This window comes from Azonexus sp. R2A61, assembly GCF_021401135.1.
GTDB lineage: Bacteria > Pseudomonadota > Gammaproteobacteria > Burkholderiales > Rhodocyclaceae > Azonexus.
Window position 1 is genome coordinate 298,927 of the sequence record NZ_JACBFO010000004.1, and the last position, 21,048, is coordinate 319,974.

General features: G+C 66.0%; 25 protein-coding genes and 1 tRNA gene. 11 read left to right on the plus strand and 15 right to left on the minus strand.

What is annotated here, in order from left to right; all coding sequences use genetic code 11:
* The first annotated feature begins 17 nt into the window (after positions 1-17).
* The 6 genes from L0962_RS14765 to L0962_RS14790 are packed head-to-tail and all read left to right on the plus strand — an operon-like array spanning position 18 to position 6,230.
* Positions 18-878, plus strand: a complete 861-nt coding sequence (locus L0962_RS14765) for an ABC transporter permease (protein WP_255680851.1) — start codon at positions 18-20, stop codon at positions 876-878.
* Positions 875-1,936, plus strand: coding sequence for an ABC transporter ATP-binding protein (locus L0962_RS14770; protein ID WP_234087226.1), 1,062 nt, complete (start codon positions 875-877; stop codon positions 1,934-1,936). The genes L0962_RS14765 and L0962_RS14770 overlap by 4 nt, the downstream gene beginning before the upstream one ends.
* A complete protein-coding gene (locus L0962_RS14775) occupies positions 1,933-2,913 on the plus strand; it encodes an ABC transporter ATP-binding protein (RefSeq protein WP_234087227.1) in 981 nt (326 codons plus the stop codon). The genes L0962_RS14770 and L0962_RS14775 overlap by 4 nt, the downstream gene beginning before the upstream one ends.
* Positions 2,910-3,614 (plus strand): GntR family transcriptional regulator, encoded by a 705-nt coding sequence (locus L0962_RS14780; RefSeq protein ID WP_234087228.1) that lies wholly within the window; start codon positions 2,910-2,912, stop codon positions 3,612-3,614. Before L0962_RS14775 ends, L0962_RS14780 begins: the two co-directional genes overlap by 4 nt.
* A gap of 13 nt (positions 3,615-3,627) precedes the next feature.
* Entirely contained in the window at positions 3,628-5,217 is a 1,590-nt protein-coding gene (locus tag L0962_RS14785; protein WP_234087229.1) for a gamma-glutamyltransferase family protein, read from the plus strand.
* Positions 5,218-5,240: 23 nt separating this feature from the next.
* A complete protein-coding gene (locus L0962_RS14790; RefSeq protein WP_234087230.1) occupies positions 5,241-6,230 on the plus strand; it encodes a bile acid:sodium symporter family protein in 990 nt (329 codons plus the stop codon).
* 52 nt (positions 6,231-6,282) lie between these two features.
* Here L0962_RS14790 and L0962_RS14795 read toward each other — a convergent pair.
* The 5 genes from L0962_RS14795 to rpsU all read right to left on the minus strand — a co-directional run bounded on the left by L0962_RS14795 (position 6,283) and on the right by rpsU (position 10,877).
* A tRNA-Ile gene (locus L0962_RS14795) sits at positions 6,283-6,359 on the minus strand.
* Positions 6,360-6,365: 6 nt separating this feature from the next.
* The gene (gene rpoD / locus L0962_RS14800; protein ID WP_234087354.1) at positions 6,366-8,357 is read right to left on the minus strand and encodes an RNA polymerase sigma factor RpoD; all 1,992 of its coding nucleotides are present in this window, start codon (positions 8,355-8,357) and stop codon (positions 6,366-6,368) included.
* Positions 8,358-8,398: 41 nt separating this feature from the next.
* Positions 8,399-10,129 (minus strand): DNA primase, encoded by a 1,731-nt coding sequence (gene dnaG / locus L0962_RS14805; protein WP_234087231.1) that lies wholly within the window; start codon positions 10,127-10,129, stop codon positions 8,399-8,401.
* A gap of 4 nt (positions 10,130-10,133) precedes the next feature.
* Positions 10,134-10,580 carry a GatB/YqeY domain-containing protein gene (locus tag L0962_RS14810; RefSeq protein WP_234087232.1) on the minus strand — a complete coding sequence of 149 codons (447 nt, stop codon included), beginning with the start codon at positions 10,578-10,580 and terminating at the stop codon, positions 10,134-10,136.
* A gap of 84 nt (positions 10,581-10,664) precedes the next feature.
* A complete protein-coding gene (gene rpsU / locus L0962_RS14815; RefSeq protein ID WP_234087355.1) occupies positions 10,665-10,877 on the minus strand; it encodes a 30S ribosomal protein S21 in 213 nt (70 codons plus the stop codon).
* 135 nt (positions 10,878-11,012) lie between these two features.
* Here rpsU and tsaD point away from each other — a divergent pair, with 135 nt between their 5' ends.
* Positions 11,013-12,035: a tRNA (adenosine(37)-N6)-threonylcarbamoyltransferase complex transferase subunit TsaD gene (gene tsaD / locus L0962_RS14820; protein ID WP_234087233.1), complete on the plus strand. Its 1,023-nt coding sequence runs from the start codon at positions 11,013-11,015 to the stop codon at positions 12,033-12,035.
* A gap of 31 nt (positions 12,036-12,066) precedes the next feature.
* On the opposite strand, the gene L0962_RS14825 is transcribed toward tsaD, so the two are convergent.
* From L0962_RS14825 to plsY, 5 genes are all read right to left on the minus strand, one after another.
* The gene (locus L0962_RS14825) at positions 12,067-12,831 is read right to left on the minus strand and encodes an MgtC/SapB family protein (protein ID WP_234087234.1); all 765 of its coding nucleotides are present in this window, start codon (positions 12,829-12,831) and stop codon (positions 12,067-12,069) included.
* A gap of 64 nt (positions 12,832-12,895) precedes the next feature.
* Positions 12,896-13,039, minus strand: coding sequence for a hypothetical protein (locus L0962_RS14830; RefSeq protein ID WP_234087235.1), 144 nt, complete (start codon positions 13,037-13,039; stop codon positions 12,896-12,898).
* 11 nt (positions 13,040-13,050) lie between these two features.
* Positions 13,051-13,350, minus strand: a complete 300-nt coding sequence (locus tag L0962_RS14835) for an AraC family ligand binding domain-containing protein (RefSeq protein ID WP_234087236.1) — start codon at positions 13,348-13,350, stop codon at positions 13,051-13,053.
* A 14-nt stretch (positions 13,351-13,364) separates the two neighbouring features.
* Positions 13,365-13,865 carry a thiol peroxidase gene (tpx, locus tag L0962_RS14840; protein ID WP_234087237.1) on the minus strand — a complete coding sequence of 167 codons (501 nt, stop codon included), beginning with the start codon at positions 13,863-13,865 and terminating at the stop codon, positions 13,365-13,367.
* A 276-nt stretch (positions 13,866-14,141) separates the two neighbouring features.
* Complete coding sequence (gene plsY / locus L0962_RS14845) at positions 14,142-14,738, minus strand: glycerol-3-phosphate 1-O-acyltransferase PlsY (protein ID WP_234087238.1); 597 nt, start codon at positions 14,736-14,738, stop codon at positions 14,142-14,144.
* A gap of 73 nt (positions 14,739-14,811) precedes the next feature.
* On the opposite strand from plsY, the gene L0962_RS14850 reads away from it, so the two are divergent.
* On the plus strand, positions 14,812-15,162 hold the full coding sequence (locus L0962_RS14850; RefSeq protein WP_234087239.1) for a dihydroneopterin aldolase: 351 nt from the start codon (positions 14,812-14,814) through the stop codon (positions 15,160-15,162).
* A gap of 2 nt (positions 15,163-15,164) precedes the next feature.
* Entirely contained in the window at positions 15,165-15,998 is an 834-nt protein-coding gene (locus L0962_RS14855; RefSeq protein ID WP_234087240.1) for a hypothetical protein, read from the plus strand.
* Positions 15,999-16,001: 3 nt separating this feature from the next.
* On the opposite strand, the gene L0962_RS14860 is transcribed toward L0962_RS14855, so the two are convergent.
* Both L0962_RS14860 and ybaK read right to left on the minus strand, forming a co-directional pair.
* Positions 16,002-16,877, minus strand: coding sequence for a ZIP family metal transporter (locus L0962_RS14860; protein WP_234087241.1), 876 nt, complete (start codon positions 16,875-16,877; stop codon positions 16,002-16,004).
* Between the two features lie 89 nt (positions 16,878-16,966).
* The gene (ybaK, locus tag L0962_RS14865; protein WP_234087242.1) at positions 16,967-17,458 is read right to left on the minus strand and encodes a Cys-tRNA(Pro) deacylase; all 492 of its coding nucleotides are present in this window, start codon (positions 17,456-17,458) and stop codon (positions 16,967-16,969) included.
* A gap of 137 nt (positions 17,459-17,595) precedes the next feature.
* On the opposite strand from ybaK, the gene L0962_RS14870 reads away from it, so the two are divergent.
* Entirely contained in the window at positions 17,596-17,961 is a 366-nt protein-coding gene (locus tag L0962_RS14870; RefSeq protein WP_234087243.1) for a FlxA-like family protein, read from the plus strand.
* 9 nt (positions 17,962-17,970) lie between these two features.
* Here the strand turns inward: L0962_RS14870 and xerD are convergent, their stop codons facing one another.
* The 3 genes from xerD to L0962_RS14885 form a co-directional block, all read right to left on the minus strand.
* Positions 17,971-18,882 (minus strand): site-specific tyrosine recombinase XerD, encoded by a 912-nt coding sequence (gene xerD / locus L0962_RS14875; RefSeq protein ID WP_234087244.1) that lies wholly within the window; start codon positions 18,880-18,882, stop codon positions 17,971-17,973.
* Positions 18,863-19,351: a methylated-DNA--[protein]-cysteine S-methyltransferase gene (locus L0962_RS14880; RefSeq protein WP_234087245.1), complete on the minus strand. Its 489-nt coding sequence runs from the start codon at positions 19,349-19,351 to the stop codon at positions 18,863-18,865. The genes xerD and L0962_RS14880 overlap by 20 nt, the downstream gene beginning before the upstream one ends.
* A gap of 76 nt (positions 19,352-19,427) precedes the next feature.
* Entirely contained in the window at positions 19,428-20,684 is a 1,257-nt protein-coding gene (locus L0962_RS14885; protein ID WP_234087246.1) for a glutamate-5-semialdehyde dehydrogenase, read from the minus strand.
* Between the two features lie 113 nt (positions 20,685-20,797).
* Between L0962_RS14885 and L0962_RS14890 the strand changes: the two genes are divergently transcribed.
* Positions 20,798-21,046: a hypothetical protein gene (locus L0962_RS14890; protein WP_234087247.1), complete on the plus strand. Its 249-nt coding sequence runs from the start codon at positions 20,798-20,800 to the stop codon at positions 21,044-21,046.
* Positions 21,047-21,048: the final 2 nt, after the last annotated feature.

Sequence of the window (21,048 nt, forward strand, 5' to 3'; positions counted from 1 at the left end):
TCTCTCCGGCGGCACCAATGCCCGCCGCTTCGGCGCCCAGCCGCAGTTACTGGGCTATCGTCTGGCGCCAGTTGCGTCGTGACCCGATGGCGCTGGCCGCCGCGTCCGTACTGTTGATCATCGTCGCCGCTGCCGTTTTCGCGCCCTGGCTGGCGCCGGCCGATCCCTACAAGGCGAGCATGATCAAGCGCCTGCTGCCGATCGGCAGTGCTGGGTTCCTGCTCGGCACCGACGAACTCGGTCGCGATCTGCTCAGCCGCCTGATGTATGGCGGCCGGCTGTCGCTGCTGATGGGCGTCGTGCCGGTGCTCGCCGCCTTCGGTATCGGCACCGCCATCGGCCTGTTCGCCGGCTACGTCGGCGGCAAGCTGAACATGATCATCATGCGTGTGCTCGACGTGTTCTACGCCTTTCCGTCGGTGCTGCTGGCGGTGGCGATTTCCGGCGCGCTCGGGCCGGGCATGAGCAACAGCCTGATCGCGCTGACCCTGGTCTTCGTGCCGCAGGTCGTCCGCGTCGCCGAGAGCGTGACCACCCAGGTGCGCCAGCTCGACTACATCGAGGCGGCACGGATGAGCGGCGCCAGTGCTTTCTCGATCATCCGCGTGCATGTGCTGGGCAATGTGCTCGGTCCGGTCTTCGTCTATGCGACCGGCCTGCTCAGCGTCAGCATGATCCTGGCTTCCGGATTGTCCTTCCTCGGTCTCGGCGTCAAGCCGCCGGAGCCGGAATGGGGCCTGATGCTCAACACGCTGCGCTCGGCCATCTATTCCAATCCGTGGGTGGCGGCCTTGCCCGGCCTGCTCATCTTCGTCACCTCGATTGCCTTCAACCTGCTCGCGGACAGCGTGCGCTCGGCCATGGACATCCGTCGATGAACACCACTTCTCCTTCCTCTCCGGCGGCCGAGCATGGCGGCCGGCCCCAGCCGCTGCTCGTCGTGCGCGACCTGAAAAAGCATTTCCCGGTCCGCGACAGCGGTTTCGGCGGCCCGCGCAAATTCGTGCATGCGGTCGACGGCGTCAATTTCTCGGTTCCCAAGGGCAAAACGCTGGGCATCGTCGGCGAATCCGGTTGCGGCAAATCGACCACTGCCCGGCTGGTCGCCCGCTTGATGGCGGCCGATGCCGGCAGCCTGGTCTTCGACGGCGAAGGCGTCGAGGAATTCCGCGGCCTGCGCCTGAAGGACTTCCGGCGCAAGCTGCAGATGGTCTTCCAGGATTCCTTCGCCTCGCTCAATCCGCGTCTGACCATCGCCGAAACCGTCGCCTACGGGCCGCGCGTGCACGGCACGCCGGCCGCCGAAGCGATGCGCCAGGCGCACCGCTTGCTCGATCGCGTCGGCCTGGAAGCGGCCAACTTCGCCAACCGCTATCCGCACGAGTTGTCCGGCGGCCAGCGGCAGCGGGTGAACATCGCCCGTGCGCTGGCCTACGACCCGCAACTGGTCATTCTCGACGAGGCGGTCGCCGCGCTCGACAAATCGGTCCAGGCGCAGGTGCTCAACCTGCTGCAGGAGCTGAAGGCCGAGCGCGGGCTGACCTACCTGTTCATCTCGCACGACCTGCACGTCGTCCATTACCTGTCCGACTACGTGATGGTGATGTACCTCGGCCAGGTCATCGAGACCGGCCCGGTCGAGCGCATCTACGGGCACACCGCGCATCCCTACACGCGGGCGCTGTTGTCGGCGGTGCCGTCGATGGACCCGGCGCAGCGTACCGAAGCTTCGCCGCTGGCCGGTGATCCGCCGAACCCGATCAATCCGCCCAGCGGTTGCCGCTTCCGCGACCGCTGTCCGCACGCGCAGCCGGTCTGCGCCGACAAGACGCCGGCGCTGGCCGTCATCCGCGGCGATGCCGAGCACTTTGCCGCCTGCCATCTCAACGATCCCGCTTCCGGTCATCCGGCAGCCCTGAAGGAGTCCATCGCATGACGACGCCCCTGGTTTCGGTCACCGACCTGTCGGTCCAGTTTCACGGCAGCCGCATCGCCAGCGCGCTCAACCAGGTCAGCTTTGCGCTTGGCCAGGGCGAGGTGCTTGGCCTGCTCGGCGAATCCGGCTCGGGCAAGAGCGTTACGCTGCGCACGCTGCTGCGCCTGCATCCGGCGCGGTCGACGCGCATCCAGGGGCAAATCCTGGTCGACGGCCAGGACGTGCTGGCGCTCAAGGGCCGTGCGCTCGACCTGTATCGCGGCGGCACGGTGTCGATGGTCTTCCAGGAGCCGGGGCTGGCTTTCGACCCGGTCTACACCATCGGCCGGCAGATCGCCGAGGCGATTCGCGCACACGAGGCGATCGATGCCCGCAGCGCGGCCAGCCGCGCGCTGCAGATGCTGGAAATGGTACAGATCCCGCAAGCCCGGCGGCGCTTCGACGCCTACCCGCACGAACTGTCCGGCGGCATGCGCCAGCGGGCGATGATTGCGCTGGCGCTGGCCTGCAAGCCGAAGCTGCTGCTCGCCGACGAACCGACGACCGCCCTCGACGCCACGGTGCAGATCCAGATCCTGCTGCTGCTGCGCGAACTGCAGCGCGAAACCGGCATGTCGGTGATCTTCGTGACGCATGACATCGGCGCTGCCGTCGAGGTGGCCGATCGCATCGCGGTGATGTACGCCGGGCGAATCGTCGAGCAAAGGCCGGTCGACCGCATCGTCCATACGCCTTGCCATCCTTACACCGAGGGCTTGCTGGCGGCGACCGTCGGTCCCGAACATCGTGGCCGGCCGCTGCGCGCGGTGCCCGGCGCGCCGCCCGATCTGGCGGCGTTGCCGCCCGGCTGCAGTTTCGCCCCGCGCTGCAGCTACGTCAGCGAGCAGTGCCGGCGCGAGCGGCCGCCGCTTGCCGTTGCCGATGGACAGGCACTGGCCTGCTGGCACCCGGTACGCGGTTTGGCGGAGGCGGCATGATGGAAATCCGCGACGACGAAACCGCGGTGCGCGGCCGTGGCGGCCTGGCCGACGATGTCTGCCGGCGCATTGCCGACGAAATCGTGCTCGGTCAGCTGGCGCCGGGCAGCCGGCTCGACGAGATCAGCCTGGCGACGCGCTTCAACGTGTCGCGCACGCCGATCCGCGAGGCGCTCAAGCAACTGGCGATCATGGGCCTGGTCGAGACGCGGCGCAATCGCGGTTCGGTGGTGGCGGCGCTGACCATCGACCAGCTCAATCACATGTTCGAGGCCATCGGCGAGCTCGAAGCGGCCTGCGCCCGCCATGCCGCGCTGCGCATGAGCGCCGACGATCGCGCGCGGATGCTCGAATACCACGCCGAGGGCCGCGCCGCCATGCAGGCCGCCGACGTCAATCGCTACGAAGCTGCCAATCTGGAACTGCATGCGGTGATCATCCGCGGCTGTTACAACCCCGTGCTGATCGACATGGCGACCAGCCTGCGCGACCGCGTTTCCAGCTTCCGCCGCACGCAGTTCCGCAACCTCGAACGGATGGGTGAATCCTTCGAGGAGCATTCGGTGATCGTCGAGGCGATCCTCGCTCACGACGTCATCACCACTTACCGCGAGATGCGCTCGCACCTGCTCTCGGCACGCAGCGCGACGACCCGCGTGGCGCCCGCCTGGGCCAACCCAGCCGATTCCTCCTCCTCTTGATGGAAACCTGTTCATGAAGCCGATCCTCGGTTCCCGCGGCGCTGTCGTCGCTTCCCATTCGCTGGCCGCCCAGGCCGGTCTCGACATCCTGCGCGAAGGCGGCAACGCCATCGAGGCGACGATTGCCGTCGCGTCCACGCTGGCCGTCGTCTATCCGCACATGACCGGCATCGGTGGCGACGGTTTCTGGCTGTTGCACGCACCGGGCGAGGCGATTCGCTCGATCGATGCCTGCGGCGCGGCCGGCCGCCAGGTGACACCGGCCCTGTACGGCGACCGGGCGAGCATTCCCTGGCGCGGCCCGCTGGCCGCCAACACGGTGGCCGGCACGGTATCCGGCTGGGGCGTGGCGCAGGCCTACAGTCAGGCGATGTGGGGCGGTCGTTTGCCCTTGTCGCGTTTGCTCGAGAGCGCCGTGTACTACGCTCGCGAAGGTTTTCCGGTGACCCACAGCCAGCAGGACAACACCCGCGCCAAGCTGGCCGAGCTGCAGGCGCAACCCGGCTTCGCCGAAGCCTTCCTGACGGCCGGCGAAGTTCCGTCCTACGGTCAACGCCACCGTTTCCCGAAATTGGCCGAGACGCTGGCGCAGATCGGCCGGGCCGGTTGCGACGACTTCTATCGCGGCGAACTGGCGGTGCAGATCGCCGCCGACCTGGCCGCCGTCGGCAGCCCGCTGCTAGCCGACGATCTGGCCGGGCACCTTGCCCAGCTCAAGGATCCGCTGTCGGTCGAGCTTTCGGTCGGCACCGTCTACAACCAGGCACCGCCGACCCAGGGCGTCGCCTCGCTGCTGATCCTGGCGATCTACGACCGCATCCGTCAGGCCGGCTGGTCGCCGGACAACGTCGAAGGCATCCATGCGCTGGTCGAGGCGACCAAGCAGGCTTTCGTGCTGCGCGACCGGCACGTGACCGACCCGGATGCGATGTCTGTTGCGGTCGACCACCTGCTCGATGGCAATTTGATCGATCAACTGGCCGCCGCAGTGCCGCTCGACGCCGCCAGCCCGTGGCCGGCCCCGGTTTCCGACGGCGATACCACCTGGCTGGGCGTGATCGACGCGGCCGGGCGCGCAGTGAGCATGATCCAGAGCATCTACTTCGAATTCGGCAGCGGCGTCGTGCTGCCGCAGAGCGGTATCTGGTGGCAGAACCGGGGCTGTTCCTTCGACCTGAAGCCCGGGCGTCTGCGCAGCCTGTGCCCGGGGCGCAAGCCGTTCCACACGCTGAATCCGGCGATGGCACGCCTGAACGACGGGCGCTTGCTGGTCTACGGCACGATGGGCGGCGAAGGTCAGCCGCAGACGCAGGCGGCGGTGTTCTCGCGCTATGTCTGGGGCGGCCACGACGTCCGTTCGGCGGTGGCGGCGCCGCGCTGGCTGCTCGGCCGGACCTGGGCGGAACAAAGCACGACACTGAAGCTCGAATCGCGTTATCCGGAGGCAGTCCTCGCACGCTTGCGCGAAATGGGGCATCCTGTCGAGCTTGCCGGCGATTTCGATGAGCGCATGGGACACGCCGGCGCGCTGGTCCTGCACCCGGACGGTCATATCGAAGGCGGCGAGGACCCGCGCAGCGATGGCTGCGTGGCGGCCTGGTAACAACTCACTTTGTACGACGAAACATGAAATTCAAATTCGACTGGTTCATGAAGGGCATGCTGATTGCCGTTGCCCTGGCGTTTCTCTGGCCGGCGCCCGGTGCCGAAGGCGGCTTCCTGCATCCCGAGCTGCTCAACAAGATCGGCGTCGCGCTGGTCTTCTACTTGAACGGCCTGGGGCTGTCGCTGGCCGCCTTGAAGGACGGTGCACTGCGCTGGCGTGCGCACATCCTGGTCCAGGCCTGCACCTTCCTGCTGTTCCCGCTGCTCGGCATGGCCGGCCTGAAGCTGGCCGGCGACTGGCTGTCGCCCGATCTGCAGGTCGGTTTCTTTTATCTGTGCGCCTTGCCGTCGACCGTGTCATCGTCCGTCGCGCTGACCATTGCCGCCGGCGGCAATGTCGCCGTGGCGGTATTCAATGCGACCTTGTCGAGCCTGATCGGCGTGCTGCTGACGCCGATGTGGATGGCCTGGATCCTCAATCAGGCCGGCGGCAATTTCGACGTCGTACCGGTGATCATCGACCTGTTGATCTGGGTCGTCCTGCCGCTGGTACTCGGTCAGTGCTCGCGGCCCTTGCTGGCCGCCTGGGCGGCGCGACACAAGTCGCGCATCCAGATCGTCGACCGCCTGACCATTCTGGTGCTCGTTTATACCTCGTTCGCCGATACAGTGAAGCAGGGCGTCTGGTCGCACAACAGCGCGCTGGTGCTGGTCGAAACGATCGTCGGCTGCGCGCTGCTGTTCGCCATCGTGCTGCTGACCACGCGCTGGCTGGCCCGGGTGTTTGCCATGCCGGAAAGCGATGCGATCGCGGTGATCTTCTGCGGCACCAAGAAGACGCTGGCTTCGGGGGTGCCGATGGCGCACCTGATCTTCGGTGCCAACCCGGCGATCGGCATCATCCTGCTGCCGATCATGATCTACCACCCGCTGCAGCTGGCGGTGGGCGGCGTGCTGGCCCAGCACTGGGCAGCCGGCAAGAAGGGCGAACCGGCGGCGGGGAAAGCCTGAGCGGCGGGAGCCGTCCAGCAAAAAGGCCCGGGAAAACCCGGGCCTTGTTTTTTGGTGGGACCGCAGGGGCTCGAACCCTGGACCAAAGGATTATGAGTCCTCTGCTCTAACCGACTGAGCTACAGTCCCTGAAGATCAGTTGCTGTTCGGGTCGAGGAAGCTGCGCAGCTTGTCGGAGCGGCTCGGGTGACGCAGCTTGCGCAGCGCCTTGGCTTCGATCTGACGGATGCGCTCGCGGGTGACGTCGAACTGCTTGCCGACTTCTTCCAGCGTGTGGTCGGTGTTCATCTCGATACCGAAGCGCATGCGCAGGACCTTGGCTTCCCGGGTCGTCAGGCTGTCCAGGATGTCCTTGGTGACGCCGCGCAGGCTGGAATACATCGCCGCGTCGGCCGGGGCCAGCGTCGATTGATCCTCGATGAAATCGCCGAGATGCGAGTCGTCGTCGTCGCCGATCGGGGTTTCCATGGAGATCGGCTCCTTGGAAATCTTCATGATCTTGCGGATCTTGTCCTCGGGCATGTCCATCTTCTTGGCCAGCGTCGCCGGATCCGGCTCGGCACCGGTTTCCTGCAGGATCTGGCGGGAGATGCGGTTCATCTTGTTGATCGTTTCGATCATGTGCACCGGAATCCGGATCGTCCGGGCCTGGTCGGCGATCGAACGGGTGATCGCCTGGCGGATCCACCAGGTGGCGTAGGTCGAGAACTTGTAGCCGCGACGGTATTCGAACTTGTCCACCGCCTTCATCAGGCCGATGTTGCCTTCCTGGATCAGGTCGAGGAACTGCAGGCCGCGGTTGGTGTATTTCTTGGCGATCGAGATGACCAGACGCAGGTTGGCTTCGGTCATCTCGCGCTTGGCGCGGCGGGCCTTGGCTTCACCGGTGGACATCTGCTTGTTGATGTCCTTCAGCTCCTTGAGCGGAATGCCGATGCGGTCCTGCAGGGCGAGCAGCTTGCGCTGTTCTTCCTGGATGTCGGGTGCGCTGCGGGTCAGGATGGCAACGTAGGTCTTCGGCGCGGCGGCGATTTCGGCGTCCACCCAGTCGAGGTTGATCTCGTTGCCGGGGAAGGACTGAATGAAATGCGGGCGCGGCATCTTGACGCGGTCGACGCACAGATTCTGGATTTTTCGTTCGCAGCCGCGCACCTGCTCGACCATCTCGCGGACGCTGTCGCACAGCTTCTCGATGGCGCGCGAGGTGAAGCGGATGTTCATCAGCTCGTCGGAAATCTGCTTCTGCAGTTTCAGGTAGGTCTTGTCCTGCGAGCCCTTGCTGGCCAGCGCCTTCTGCATCTTGCCGTAGATCGCGCGGATCGACTTGAAGCGCTCCAGGCCTTCGGTCTTCAGTTGCAGCAGCGACGCGGCTGCAGCGCCGCCGCCGCCTTCGCCGTCATCGTCGGCGTCATCGCCGTCATCGTCGGCGGAGTCGTCGTCGGCAGCGGCAGCCGGTTCGGCGGCCGGTTCTTCCACGACGGCATTCGGGTCGATCAGGCCATCGATCAGTTCGTCGATGCGCATCTCGTCGGTTTCGACCTTGGCGGCCATCTCGAGCATGTCGGCGATCGTCGTCGGGCAGGCCGAGATGGCCTGGATCATGTGCTTGAGGCCTTCTTCGATGCGCTTGGCGATCTCGATTTCACCCTCGCGCGTCAGCAGCTCGACCGAACCCATTTCGCGCATGTACATGCGTACCGGGTCGGTGGTGCGGCCGAATTCGGAGTCGACGGTGGACAGCGCCTGTTCGGCCTGGGCTTCGACCTCCTCGTCGTCGGTCGCAGCGGCGGCGGTGTCCGACATCAGCAGGTCTTCGGCCGCCGGGGCTTCGTCGAAGACCTGGATGCTCATTTCGCTGAAGGTCGAGATGATCGCTTCGATCGACTCGGCGTCGACCACGTCGTCCGGCAGGTGATCGTTGATTTCGGCGTAGGTCAGGTAGCCGCGCTCCTTGCCCAGCTTGATCAGCGCCTTCAGGCGCATCTTGCGTGCTTCGGCGTCGAGCGGTTCGGGAGTTTCCGACATCGCGCCCTCGAGCAGGGCCTTTTCGGCGGCCTTCTCCTTGGTCTTGCTGCCGCGAGCCTTGGGAGTTTCCTTAGCGGTATCTTTTGCCTTAGCCATGAACAGGATCCGATGGGATTGGAGAAAACTGTAAATTATACCACAACTTAGCTGTGGTTTCCCCGGCTGGACAGTAGCCGGATGTAGGTCTGCTTTTCCGTCGCCGACAGGCCGGCCACGCCGAACTGCTGAGCTTTTGCCTGCAGGGCTTCGAATTCGCGTTTGTGGCCGGCGGCGGCGAGCTTGTCCAGGCTGCCGCGAAATTCCGCCAGCGCCTCGTCTTCGTCAAACGGCAGGCCGAGAAGTTCCGAGGCGGCGCCTTCGATTGCTGCTTCTTCCGGCTGGCCGCGCAGTCGTTCGCGCAGCACGGCGTAGCGACCGGCTGCCGGATCGGCCTGGACGAGTTGCTGGATGCGTAGCAGCGGCGCGCGTTCCGGCGTGTCGGGCAGGAGTTCGCCGGGCAGTTGCGCGGCGAGCTCCGGTCGGTGCAGCACGATGCGCAGCAGGTTGCGGGTCAGCGACGGTGCGCTGCGCCGGGCCTTTGGCGGTGCGGCCGGGGCATAGGACCTGAGTTCGCACAGTCGCTCGACTTCGGCCTGGGCAAAGCCGCTGGCTTCGGCCAGGCGTTTGACCAGTTGCAGGCGGAGCAGCGGTGTCGGCAGTTTGAGCAGCAGCGGCTTGGCTTCGTAGATCAGTTGCGCCTTGCCTTCGGCGCTGGTCAGGTCGCAGCGGTTGCCGAGTTCGCGCAGCAGGAAGTCGGACAGCGGCGTGGCCTGGGTGATCTGGCGTTCGAAGCCGGTCTTGCCGAATTCGCGGACATAGCTGTCCGGGTCGTGCTCGGCGGGCAGGAAGGCGAAACCGATGCGCTTGTTGTCGGCCAGTGCTTCCAGCGCATTTTCCAGTGCCCGCCAGGCGGCCTTGCGGCCGGCGTTGTCGCCGTCGAAACAGAAGACGATGCGGTCGACCTGGCGTAGCAGTTTCTGCACGTGGGTCGGTGTCGTTGCCGTGCCGAGCGTTGCCACCGCATTGCCGACGCCGTGCTGGGCCAGTGCGATGACATCCATGTAGCCTTCGGTGACGATCGCCGTGTCGGTTTCGCGCAGCGCCTGGCGCGCCTGCGGCAGGCCGAACAGTTCGCGGCCCTTTTCGAACAGCGGGGTTTCCGGCGAATTCAGGTATTTCGGTTCGCCCTGATCGATCACCCGGCCGCCGAAGGCGATGATCTCGCCTTTCGGATTGACGATCGGGATCATCAGGCGGTCGCGGAAGCGGTCGTAGCGGTGGCCGGCTTCGTTCTCGATGACCAGGCCGGCGGCCTTCAGCGTTTCGGCGTTGTAGTCGGGGAACACCGCCTGCAGGTTCTGCCAGCCGTCGGGGGCGTAGCCCATGCCGTAACGGGCGGCGATTTCTCCGGTCACCCCGCGTTTCTTGCAATATTCGACGGCTTTCGGCGAGCGCTTGAGCTGTTCCTTGTAGTAGGCGGCAGCGCGTGCCATGACGTCGATCAGGCTGCGCGTCCGGCCATGTTCCTGCGGCGAGAAGCTGTCGTTCTCGGGCACCGTCATGCCGACCCGCGAGGCCAGTTCCTTGACCGCGTCGACGAAGCCGATGCCCTGATATTCCATGACGAAGCCGATCGCCGTGCCGTGTGCGCCGCAGCCGAAGCAGTGGTAGAACTGCTTGCTCGGGCTGACCGTGAACGACGGCGTCTTCTCGTTGTGGAAAGGGCAGCAGGCGGCGTAGTTGGCGCCCGCCTTCTTCAATGGCACGTAGCTGTCCACCAGGTCGACGATGTCGACCCGGGCGAGCAGATCCTGGATGAAGCTTTCTGGGATCACTCGGTCAGCCGTTGAGCGCGGCCTTGACCTGTTTCGAAACCTCGCCCATGTCGGCCTTGCCGGCCAGTTGCGGCTTGAGCACGGCCATCAGCTTGCCCATGTCGGCCGGTCCGGCGGCGCCGGTCTGGGCGACCGCGGCGGCCACGGCGGCGGCGATTTCGTCGCTGCCCATCTTTTCCGGCAGATAGGCTGACAGTACGTCGATTTCGAATTTTTCGGCGGCGGCGAGTTCCGGCCGGCCGGCGGCTTCGTACTGGGTGACGCTGTCCTTGCGCTGCTTGACCAGTTTTTCGATCACGGCGGAGATGGCGGCATCGTCGAGCTCGCTGCGTTCGTCGACTTCCTTCTGCTTGATTGCCGCGAGCAGCAGCCGGATGGCGCCGAGACGGGCGGTTTCCTTGGCCTTCATGGCCGTTTTCATGTCGTCGGAGATGCGTGCTTTCAGGCTCATGATTCCTCTTCGGGCGAAATCAAAGAAAAAAGCCGCCGGCTGTTCAAGGCTGGCGGCTCTTTCGTGCGGCGAGGCTGTACCGGATCAGTACAGCTTCGGCGGCAGGGTCAGGCTACGGAGGCGCTTGTGCTGACGTTTGACGGCAGCGGCAGCCTTGCGCTTGCGTTCGGACGTGGGCTTTTCGTAAAACTCACGGGCGCGCAGCTCGGTCAGAAGACCCGTTTTTTCGACGGTGCGCTTGAAGCGGCGGATGGCAACTTCGAACGGCTCGTTTTCCTTGACGCGAATGCTCGGCATAATTTTCACCTCCTTTCCATGTGGCGCCGGCCGGGGTGTTAATCGGTCGGTCGCGCAATTTTTTCCGCTGAAAGCGGGAAGCTCGCCAGTATAGGGCAGAAGCGTCCGGCGGATCAAGTGCTAGAATCCGCGCCCATGCTTGTCCTCGGTGTCGAATCCTCCTGCGACGAAACCGGCCTGGCGCTTTACGACAGCGCCGCCGGGCTGTTGTCGCACGCGCTGCATTCGCAGGTCGCAATGCACGCCGAATACGGCGGCGTGGTGCCGGAACTGGCATCGCGCGACCACATCCGGCGTGTCGTGCCGCTGCTGCGGTCGACGCTGGAAAACGCCGGAAAATCGCTGGCCGACGTTGATGCCATCGCCTATACCCGCGGCCCCGGGCTGTCCGGCGCGCTGCTCGTCGGCTGTGCCTTTGCCGAGGCGCTCGGACTGGCGCTCGACAAGCCGACGCTGCCGGTGCACCACCTCGAGGGACATCTGTTGTCGCCGCTGCTGTCGGCCGATCCGCCGACCTTCCCGTTCGTCGCGTTGCTGGTGTCCGGCGGCCACACGCAACTGATGCGGGTCAGTGGCGTCGGCGATTACGAACTGCTCGGCGAGACGCTCGACGACGCGGCCGGCGAAGCCTTCGACAAAAGCGCAAAACTGCTTGGCCTGCCGTATCCGGGCGGTGCCTTGCTGTCGAGACTGGCCGAGACCGGGACGCCGGAGCGTTACGCGCTGCCGCGTCCGATGCTGCATTCCGGCGATCTGAACTTCAGCTTTTCCGGGCTCAAGACGGCCGTGCTGACACTGGTCCGTGAAAATGCCGAAGATGCTTCGGAAGCTTTCCGTGCCGATGTCGCGCGTGCCTTCCAGGAAGCCATCGTCGAGGTGCTGGTGAAGAAATCGTTGAAGGCGCTGAAGCAGACCGGCCTGCAACGCCTGGTCGTCGCCGGTGGTGTCGGCGCCAACCGGCAGTTGCGGTCGACGCTTGACGACGAGGCAAAACGCAAGCGCTTCCGCGTGCATTATCCGGAGCTCGAATTCTGTACCGACAACGGCGCAATGATCGCCCTGGCCGGTTGCCTGCGTCTGCAGGCCGGGGCCGAGGCAAAGCCGGCGGGCAGTTTCGCGGTGCAGCCGCGCTGGCCGCTGGCGGAACTGATGCGCTGAAGCGGCCGGCCGGCGCCGTTGCCTGCCGGTCTCAGTTGCGTGCGTGCGCGAGTTTAAAACCTTCCAGGCCGGGCAGTGCGCGCAGTCCCGCCGGCATGGCGGCGAGCGGTCGACCGAGATCGCGCCCCAGCGCCACCGCGACGAAACTCCATTCCTGGGCGCCGCCCTCGCTTTTCAACGTGAACGAGCCGTTGGCGACCTCGTAGCCGAGGTTGCGCAGGGCTTGCCGGACGGCGCTTTCGTCGGGTTCGGTGCCGGGCTGGAAACGCAGGTCGACGAAGATGGCATGCCGCGACGGCAGGCGACCTTCGAGTTTCGAGACGTAGAGCATGCAGGCGGCCGACAGTGCGGTCAGCAGGATGGCCGCGCCGTAGAAACCGATGCCGACCAGCACGCCGATCACCGAAGCGGCCCAGATCGAGGCGGCCGTGGTCAGGCCGCTGATGTTCAGGCCTTCCTTCATGATCACGCCGGCGCCGAGAAAGCCGACGCCGGTGACGATGCCCTGGATGACCCGGGTCGGGTCGGGCGCCGGCAGCGTTCCGCCCGCCCGCAGCAATTCGCTGCCGCCGAACCAGGCTTCGGGATAACCGCAGATCACCGTCACCGCGCAGGAGGCGACGCAGACCAGGCCGTAGGTGCGCATGCCGGCGGCGCGCCCGTGGTAGGAGCGCTCGTAGCCGACGACGAAGCCGAGCAGCAGCGCGCCGACCAGGTTCATGAAGACGATCAGGTTGGTGACGATCTCCTGGGCGGACCAATAATGGGCGAGGGCCGAGGTGGAAAGCTGGGTCATGGCGACGCCTGCGTGGCTAAAGCGTCGAGTGTTCTGGAAAAGCGCCGGCGGCGCAAGCGGCCGTTCAGCGCGCGCTGGCCGGCCTGGCGAGCAAAATCACCCGATTGTCGCGGTCGACCGCAGCCAGCCCCTTTTTTCCGGCCTCCTTGCGTTTCGGGCATTTCTTGCAGCGCGGACTGGCGCCGCAGCAGCCTTTTTTTCTGCCCATGTCCGTGGCTTTCAGTGACGCCTGGCGACCCAGTAGGTCGCGCCGGCCGGGCCGTAGTATTCGGCATGCCGTTGTCCCGCCTCGAGCGCGAAGCGGTCGCCCGGCCGCAGGTGCCGGGTGATGCCATCGGTCATCAACCACATTTCGCCGGCGACGACGACGGCGAGCAGCGCGAACGGATGTTGATGATCGTCGACTTCGGCATCGGCCGGCCAGGTGCGTACCAGGGCTTCGGGGAAGCCGCGCTCCGCCGCCTCGGCGGCGAAGCGCGCGAAATCATCGCGGGGCAGGTTGCTGGCGACGACGTCCACGGCAGCGGCTCATCTCAGAGAACGGCAAGTGCCGCCGCGTAGTCCGGTTCGTTCTTGATTTCCGGGACCAGTTCGGCATGCAGGACCTTGTCGTCGCCATCGAGCACGACGACGGCCCGGGCGCTCAGGCCGGCCAGCGGACCGCTGGCGATCGCCACGCCGTAGGTTTCGAGGAAATCGCGGCCGCGCAGCGTCGACAGCGTGAGCACCTTGTCCAGGCCTTCGGCGCCGCAGAAGCGCTTCTGGGCAAACGGCAGGTCGGCCGAGATGCACAGCACGACGGTATTGGCCAGCGCATTGGCCTTGGCGTTGAACTGGCGAACCGAGGTGGCGCAGGTCGGCGTGTCGATGCTCGGGAAAATGTTCAGAATCTTGCGTTGACCGCGGAACTGGCTCAACGGCACGTCGGCGAGGTCGGCACCGACCAGCGTGAAGGCGGGCGCGACATCGCCGACTTTCGGGAAGCGGCCGGCGATGGTGATCGGATTGCCGGCGAGGGTGACGGTTTGGCTCATGGTCGATTTTTCTGATGAATGGGATGAATCAGACGCCGGCCGGCGGAATTGGTTCCGGCGCGGCGGTTTCAGTAATTGTCCGGCAGGCCGGCAAGCAGTTCGATCCAGGGCGTCCAGGCCGCGCTGTCCTGATATTGCTGAAAGAGGCTGGCAATCATGGAAGTCTCCAGGCGGGGGCGAGAATGCCCGATGCCTGAAGTCTAGAAAACCGTGCCGGATGGCACCAATCGATTGTCGTTATCGCGGCGATTGCGGCCGGCAATCGCCGGGCCGTGGTCAGCCCTTCTTCTTGCTGCCGATCCGGCTTTCCTGGCCGGCCAGCAGGCGCTGGATGTTGCCCCAGTGCTTGGCGATCAGGCCGAGGGCGAGCAGCAGCACGACGAAGGTCTGGGCGTTGCCGCCATGCATCAGCATCGCGTACAGCGGCGCGCCGGCGGCGGCGAGGATGGCGGCGAGCGACGAATAGCGCGACACGTAGGCGACCAGCAGCCAGGTGGCCAGCGTCGCCAGGCCGAGCAGCGGGTCGAGGGCGAGCAGTACGCCGGCGGCAGTGGCGACACCCTTGCCGCCCTTGAACTTCAGGAAGACCGGGAACAGGTGGCCGACGAAGACGGCCAGCGCGACCAGGGCCACGGTGCCGTCGCCCAGTTCGAGGTGACGGGCGACAAAGACGGCCAGCCAGCCCTTGGCGGCATCGCCGACCAGCGTCAGCAGCGCCGCCTTCTTGTTGCCGCTGCGCAGCACGTTGGTGGCGCCGGGGTTGCCCGAGCCGTAGCTGCGCGGATCGGCCAGGCCGAAGAGTTTCGACGAGATCATCGCGAACGGGACAGAACCGAGCAGGTAGGCGGCGAGGGCGGCAATCAAGGGGGTCATGGACGGTATGGGCGTTGAGCGCTGGGGTACAATCGCGGCGGATTTTACACCCCGCCTTGCGGTCGACCGTCACATGGACATCATTTTCATCGAGGATCTGCGCGCCGAGACGTGGATCGGCATCTACCCGCGCGAGAAGGCGATGCCGCAAACGGTCGAGATTTCGCTGCGGATCGGCGTGTCGACCGCATCGGCCGGCGCCAGCGACGACATCCGCGATACCGTCGATTACGCCGTGGTCGTCGAGCGCCTGCGCGCCGATCTGGCGCAAAGCCATTTCAATCTGCTGGAAAAGCTGACCGAGCATATCGCCACCTGGCTGCTGGAAAACTTCGCCGCCCAGTGGGTTCGCGTGTCGGTCGCCAAGATTGGCATCCTGCCGGGCGTCAAGCGCGTCGGCGTGGTCATCGAACGGTCGGTGTGACGATGCGCCGCTGGCTGCCTGCGCTTGCCCTGGTCGGCTGGCTGACGGCGGCACCGGCAGCGGCCTCCTGCCATGACGCGCCCTTCGCGCCGCCGGCCGGGGTCCGGCTGGACGGCGATGCCGCGTTGATCGTCGTCCACGCCAGCGCCACCTACGACGCGCGGCTGGCCAGCAAGTACGGGGTCGATGAAGCGGTACGTTTCGCCCGCGAACGCAACATTCCCGTCGTCTACCTGCAGGACGAGTCGGCGCCCGACAAGTATTTCGCCAGCGACTGCCGGCCCGATTACCGGATCTATTCGGCCGGCGGGGAAATCCGTTTCGACGCGCTGCCGCCGCATCTCTACATCGTCGGCGGGCACCTCGAACTGTGCCTGTCGGTGGCGCTCAACGAAATCATCGCGCGCTGGGCGCGCCAGCCGCCGCGCAAGCTGCGCATGACCTTGTTCATGGACGGCATCTATTCGAACGGCAAGAGCATCGACCCGGCGGCGCCTTACCATCGCGATTTCGCCCGCTTCATGGATGTCGTCACCTACGGCCGGCCGGGCGGCGAACACTGGCCCAAGCTGACGCTGCTCGAAACGATGGGCGTCATCGTCGATGAACAGCATGAGCTCGATTACCTGATGCAAGTCTTGCCGCGCTGGGATACGAGCTTTTCCGATCGCTGGCGTGTCGAACTGCAGTTGAACGATTCGGTGGTCAAGGTACTGCGCCCGGCGGCGGGCTGGAATCCGCCGACGCTCTCGTTCCATTTCGTCGATTCGGCCGACCTGGCCGAATCGACGGAGTGCCTGACCGGCACCGGCAAGCCGGCAACCTGCCGGCCCTGATCCTCAGATCGCGATGGCCAGGACGGTCATCGCCGCGAATCCTGCGGTCAACCCGGCGGTGGCGGCTTTTTCGCGGCCGGGGCGGTGCGAGGCGGGGATCAGCTCGTGGCTGACCACCCAGAGCATGGCGCCGGCTGCCGCGGCAAGGGCGAGCGGCAACAGTCCGTCGGCCACTGTCGTCGCCATCACGCCGAACATCCCGCCGACCGGTTCGACCAGGCCGGTGCCGAGGGCCATCGCTGCGGCACGCCACGGGCAGGCGCCGAGCACGAGCATCGCGCTGGCGACGATCCAGCCTTCCGGAATGTTCTGGATGGCGATGCCGAGCGTCATCCCGTGATCGACGCCGGCGGCCGCCGAGACGCCGACGGCAAGGCCTTCCGGCACGTTGTGCAGGGCGATGGCGGCGACCACCAGCGCGATGTGCGGCTGCGTACCGTTTTCGGCGATGCCTTCGACGTGGGCGTGCGGCGTGCGCTGGTCCATGCGCTGCATCGCGGCGGCCCCGGCGAGCAGCGCGCCGGCGGTGGCGACGCCGAGCCACCACGGCGATGCGCTGGCGCCGACGATCTGCACAGCCGGGACGAGCAGCGAGAACAGGCTGGCGGCGAGCATCATGCCGCCGGCGAGGCCGAGCATCGGCGCCATGAGGTTTTCCGACGGGCGGCGCATGAACAGTACCGGCAAGGCACCGAGGCCGGTGGCGAGGCCGGCCAGCAAGCTGGCCTGAACGCCGCGGGCGGCCATCGGATGGGCGGCGAACCAGGCGATCGCCTGCGCGATGCCGAAGGCAATGCCGACGACGGCCATGGCAAGGCCGATCCACAAGTGGCGGCGGGCGGCGGGTCTGGCGTAGTGGCGGGCAACGATGTCGGTCATGGCAGTTCTCCTGATGTTGGGAGAACTGTAGCGACGCCTTCGCTATAGCGCCAATCGATTGCCTGAATTGCTCTGATTGAAAAGTTAAATCAGTCGCGCAATGCCGCTTCGACCGGGCTGGCGCGCAGCGTGCGCAGCAGTTCCTGCGGGTCGATGCCGACCAGATAGCCGCGCTTGCCGCCGTTGATGTAGATCCGCGGCAGGTCGAGGATGCTCTTCTCGACATAGACCGGCATGGCCTTTTTCGTGCCGAACGGGCTGGTGCCGCCGACCAGGAAGCCCGAGTGGCGATTGGCGACTTCCGGTTTGCACGGTTCGACCCGCTTGCAGCCGATTTGCCGCGCCAGTTCCTTGGTCGATACCTTGCAGTCGCCGTGCATCAGCACGATCAGCGGTTTGGCCTGTTCGTCCTCGAAGATCAGCGTCTTCACCACGCAGTGCTCGTCCACGCCCAGTTCGCGGGCCGAAACGCGGGTGCCGCCGTGTTCCTCGTAGGCGTAGAGATGGTTGCTGTAGGCGACCTTGTTCGCTTTGAGGAATTTGGTGGCCGGTGTTTCCGGGGCGTGTTCGTGCTTGCTCATGGCCGACATTTTAGCGCGCAGAGCGGGAACGGCCGTCCTTGACACGGATTTACGCCGTTTTACCCGAAGTGCTGGCAAGTTTTCCGTGGGGCGGTCGTTAAGACAGGCAAGCGCATTAATTTCAACAGGAGAAAATCATGTCGAATACGGTCGGTACGAGTACGCATGTCAGCATTCCGAGCAGCGCGTCGTCGGGCAGTGCTGCATCGACGGCCAACCGCATGGCGGCGATCCAGAAGCAGATCGAAAGCCTGCAGAAGCAGTTGCTCAAGTTGCAGGAAAGCAGTTCGGAAGACGCGACCGAGCAGGCCAAGCTGATCCAGCAGCAGCTCAAGATGCTGCAGGCCCAGCTGGCGCAGTTGCAGGCCGAACAGCAGAAGGAAGCCGAGAAGGCGCAGAAGTCGCAGCAAACCGATCAGGCGGCGGGCGCGGCGGGGGATGCCGAGCCGGCCGGTGCGTCGGGCAGCGATACGCTGGGCACCGAGGTCGACGTTTACGTCTGAGCCGGTTTTTCAGCCGCGCGGATGGTGGACCGCATGCAGGGTCTTCAGCCGTTCGCGGGCGACGTGCGTGTAAATCTGTGTGGTCGAGATGTCGGCATGGCCGAGCAGCAACTGCACCACGCGCAGGTCGGCACCGTGGTTCAGCAGGTGCGTCGCGAAGGCGTGGCGCAGCACGTGCGGCGACAGCTTGGCTGGATCGATGCCGGCCACCTGCGCATAGCGTTTGATCAGGTGCCAGAAGGCGTGTCGGGTCATCGCGCCGCCGCGCCCGGTGACGAACAGCGCTTCGCTCTGCCGCGCGCCGAGAATGGTCGCGCGGGCGTCGCGCAAGTAGGTGGCGATCCCGTCGATCGACTGTTCGCCGAGCGGTACCAGTCGCTCCTTGCTGCCCTTGCCGAAGGCCCGCAGCACGCCGTCGACCAGGCTGACTTCGTGCAGCTTGAGGTTGACCAGTTCCGAGACGCGCAGGCCGGTGGCGTACAGGGTTTCCAGCATCGCCCGATCGCGCAGGCCGAGCGGCGTGGACAGGTCGGGGGCAGCGAGCAGCGCATCGACCTGCTGTTCCGACATCACCTTGGGCAGACGCGACGGCAGGCTGGGATTGGCCAGCTTCAGCGTCGGGTCGGCCACGATGCGGCCGCGTGCCACCTGCCAGCGAAAGAAGCGGCGCAGCGTCGACAGGTAGCGCGCCTGCGAACTGGCTCGCGTGCTGCGCGACAGTTGCGCCACGAAGGCCGACAGCGTGGTCTCGCGCAGATCGAGCAGCGCCTCGTGGCCGCCGGCGGCCAGCCAGTCGGCCAGGCGGGAAAGGTCGGAACGGTAGCTGTCCAGCGTCGACCGCGCCAGGCCGTCTTCCAGCCACAGGGCGTCGCAGAAGCGGTCGATTTCGCCCTGGTCGTCGCTACGTGCGGTGGCCTTCATGGGCAAGCAACCAGCGTTTGATGTCGAGCAGGAAACCGCCGTTTTCCTCGCGTTGGCGGGCGAACCCCCCAAGGCCGCCAGCGGCGACGACGCGATGACAAGGGACGACGACCGGGTAGGGGTTGGCGCCGCAAGCCTGGCCGACGGCGCGCGGTGCATTTTTCAGGCTTTTGGCCAGTTGACCGTAGGTTTCGGTGGCGCCGCCGGGAATGGCGGCAATCCGTGCCCAGACGCGGCGCTGGAAGGCCGTGCCGGCCGGCCTCAGCGGCAGGCTGAAGACAAAGGACGGATCGCCGAGATAGGCCTGCAGCTGGCGTAGCGCCTCGGCGGCGAGCGGCGTGTTGGCCGCTTGCGGCGGGCAGGCTTTGAGGAAGTCGATGGCGACGATCTCGTCGTCGTCGCAACGGATGCTGAGTGCGAAGGCCGGCGCGGCGAAGATGGCGTCGTAGGCGCCGGACGGCGGGGTCATGGTTTTTCCTCGCATTCTGCGGTCGACCGCAAGCGGGGCGGAAAAAGCCGGCGGGCCATCGCCGGCCCGCCGCCGATCAACTGCGGACGTGGCCGTCGCCGAGCACGATCCACTTTTCGCTGGTCAGCCCTTCCAGACCGACCGGGCCGCGCGCGTGGATCTTGTCGGTGGAGATGCCGATCTCGGCGCCCAGACCGTATTCGAAACCGTCGGCAAAACGCGTCGAGGCATTGATCATGACCGACGCCGAATCGACCTCGCGCAGGAAACGCATGGCCTTCGGATGATGGTCGGTGACGATGGCTTCGGTGTGCTTCGACGAGTAGCGGTTGATGTGCTCGATCGCCTCGTCGATGCCGGCCACCACCTTGACCGAAATGATCGGCGCCAGGTATTCGGTGGCCCAGTCTTCCTCGGTTGCCGGCACGGCATTCGGTACCAGCGCGCGGGTTTCGTCGCAGCCGCGGATCTCGACGCCCTTGCCGGTCAGCATCGCGGCGATCGCCGGCAGTTGCGCGGCGGCGACGCTGCGCGCAACGAGCAGCGACTCGGCGGTATTGCAGGTGCCGTAGCGCTGGGTCTTGGCGTTCTCGACGATCTTCAGCGCCTTGGCCGGATCGGCTTCGTCGTCGATGTAGACGTGGCAGTTGCCGTCCAGGTGCTGGATCATCGGCACGCGCGCTTCGGCCAGCAGCCGGGCGATCAGACCCTTGCCGCCGCGCGGCACGATGACGTCGACGAATTCGCGCAGGGTGATCAGCTCGCCGACCGCGGCGCGGTCGGTGGTGTCGATGACCTGCACCGCTTCGGCCGGCAGGCCGGCGTACTGCAGCGCTTCCTGGATCAGCCGGGCGATGGCGCGGTTGCAGTGAATCGCCTCGGAACCGCCGCGCAGGATCGCGGCGTTGCCGGATTTCAGGCACAGCGCCGCGGCGTCGGCGGTGACGTTCGGGCGGGCTTCGTAGATGATGCCGATGACGCCGAGCGGTACGCGCATCTTGCCGACCTGGATGCCGGAGGGGCGGAACTTGACGTCGCTGATCTCGCCGATCGGATCGGGCAGCTTGGCGACCTGTTCGACGCCTTCGGCCATGTTGTCCACGCCCTTGTCGGTCAGCGTCAGGCGGTCGACCATCGCCGGCTCCAGGCCGTTGGCGCGGGCGGCGGTCAGATCTTCGGCGTTGGCGGCCAGCAGCGCCGCCTTGTCGCGGCGGATGGCGGCGGCCAGCTGCAGCAGGGCTGCGTTCTTTTCTGCCGTGGTGGCCGAAGCCAGACGGCGGGAAGCGGCACGCGCCTGGCGGCCGACGGTCTGCATGTATTGCTTGATATCCATGGTACGAGCGGGAAACGGCAAAAAGCCATTATAGCCAGCAAACGCAGCGGGAACTTCCGGAAGCGGGTAAACTCTTAACCGCAACGACAACAGGGCTTTCCGTTGAGAAAAAGATGGCCGATAAACTGATTTTGCCGACCGAGGTCAAAGTTTGCGCAACGTGCAGCTACTGGGATGGCGAGCGCCAGGTGGACGAAGACATGAAGCTGGTGGTGGTTTCCGAGGAGTGCCAGGGCGAATGCCTGGTTCAGGAAGCCAGCAAGCCGGGCCTGCACGACGTGCGCAAGGAGTGCTCCTGCATCTGGGAAGACCTGGAACCGGATGCGCCGCCCGCCGCCGCGCCCGGGCCCGCCGACACTTGAGT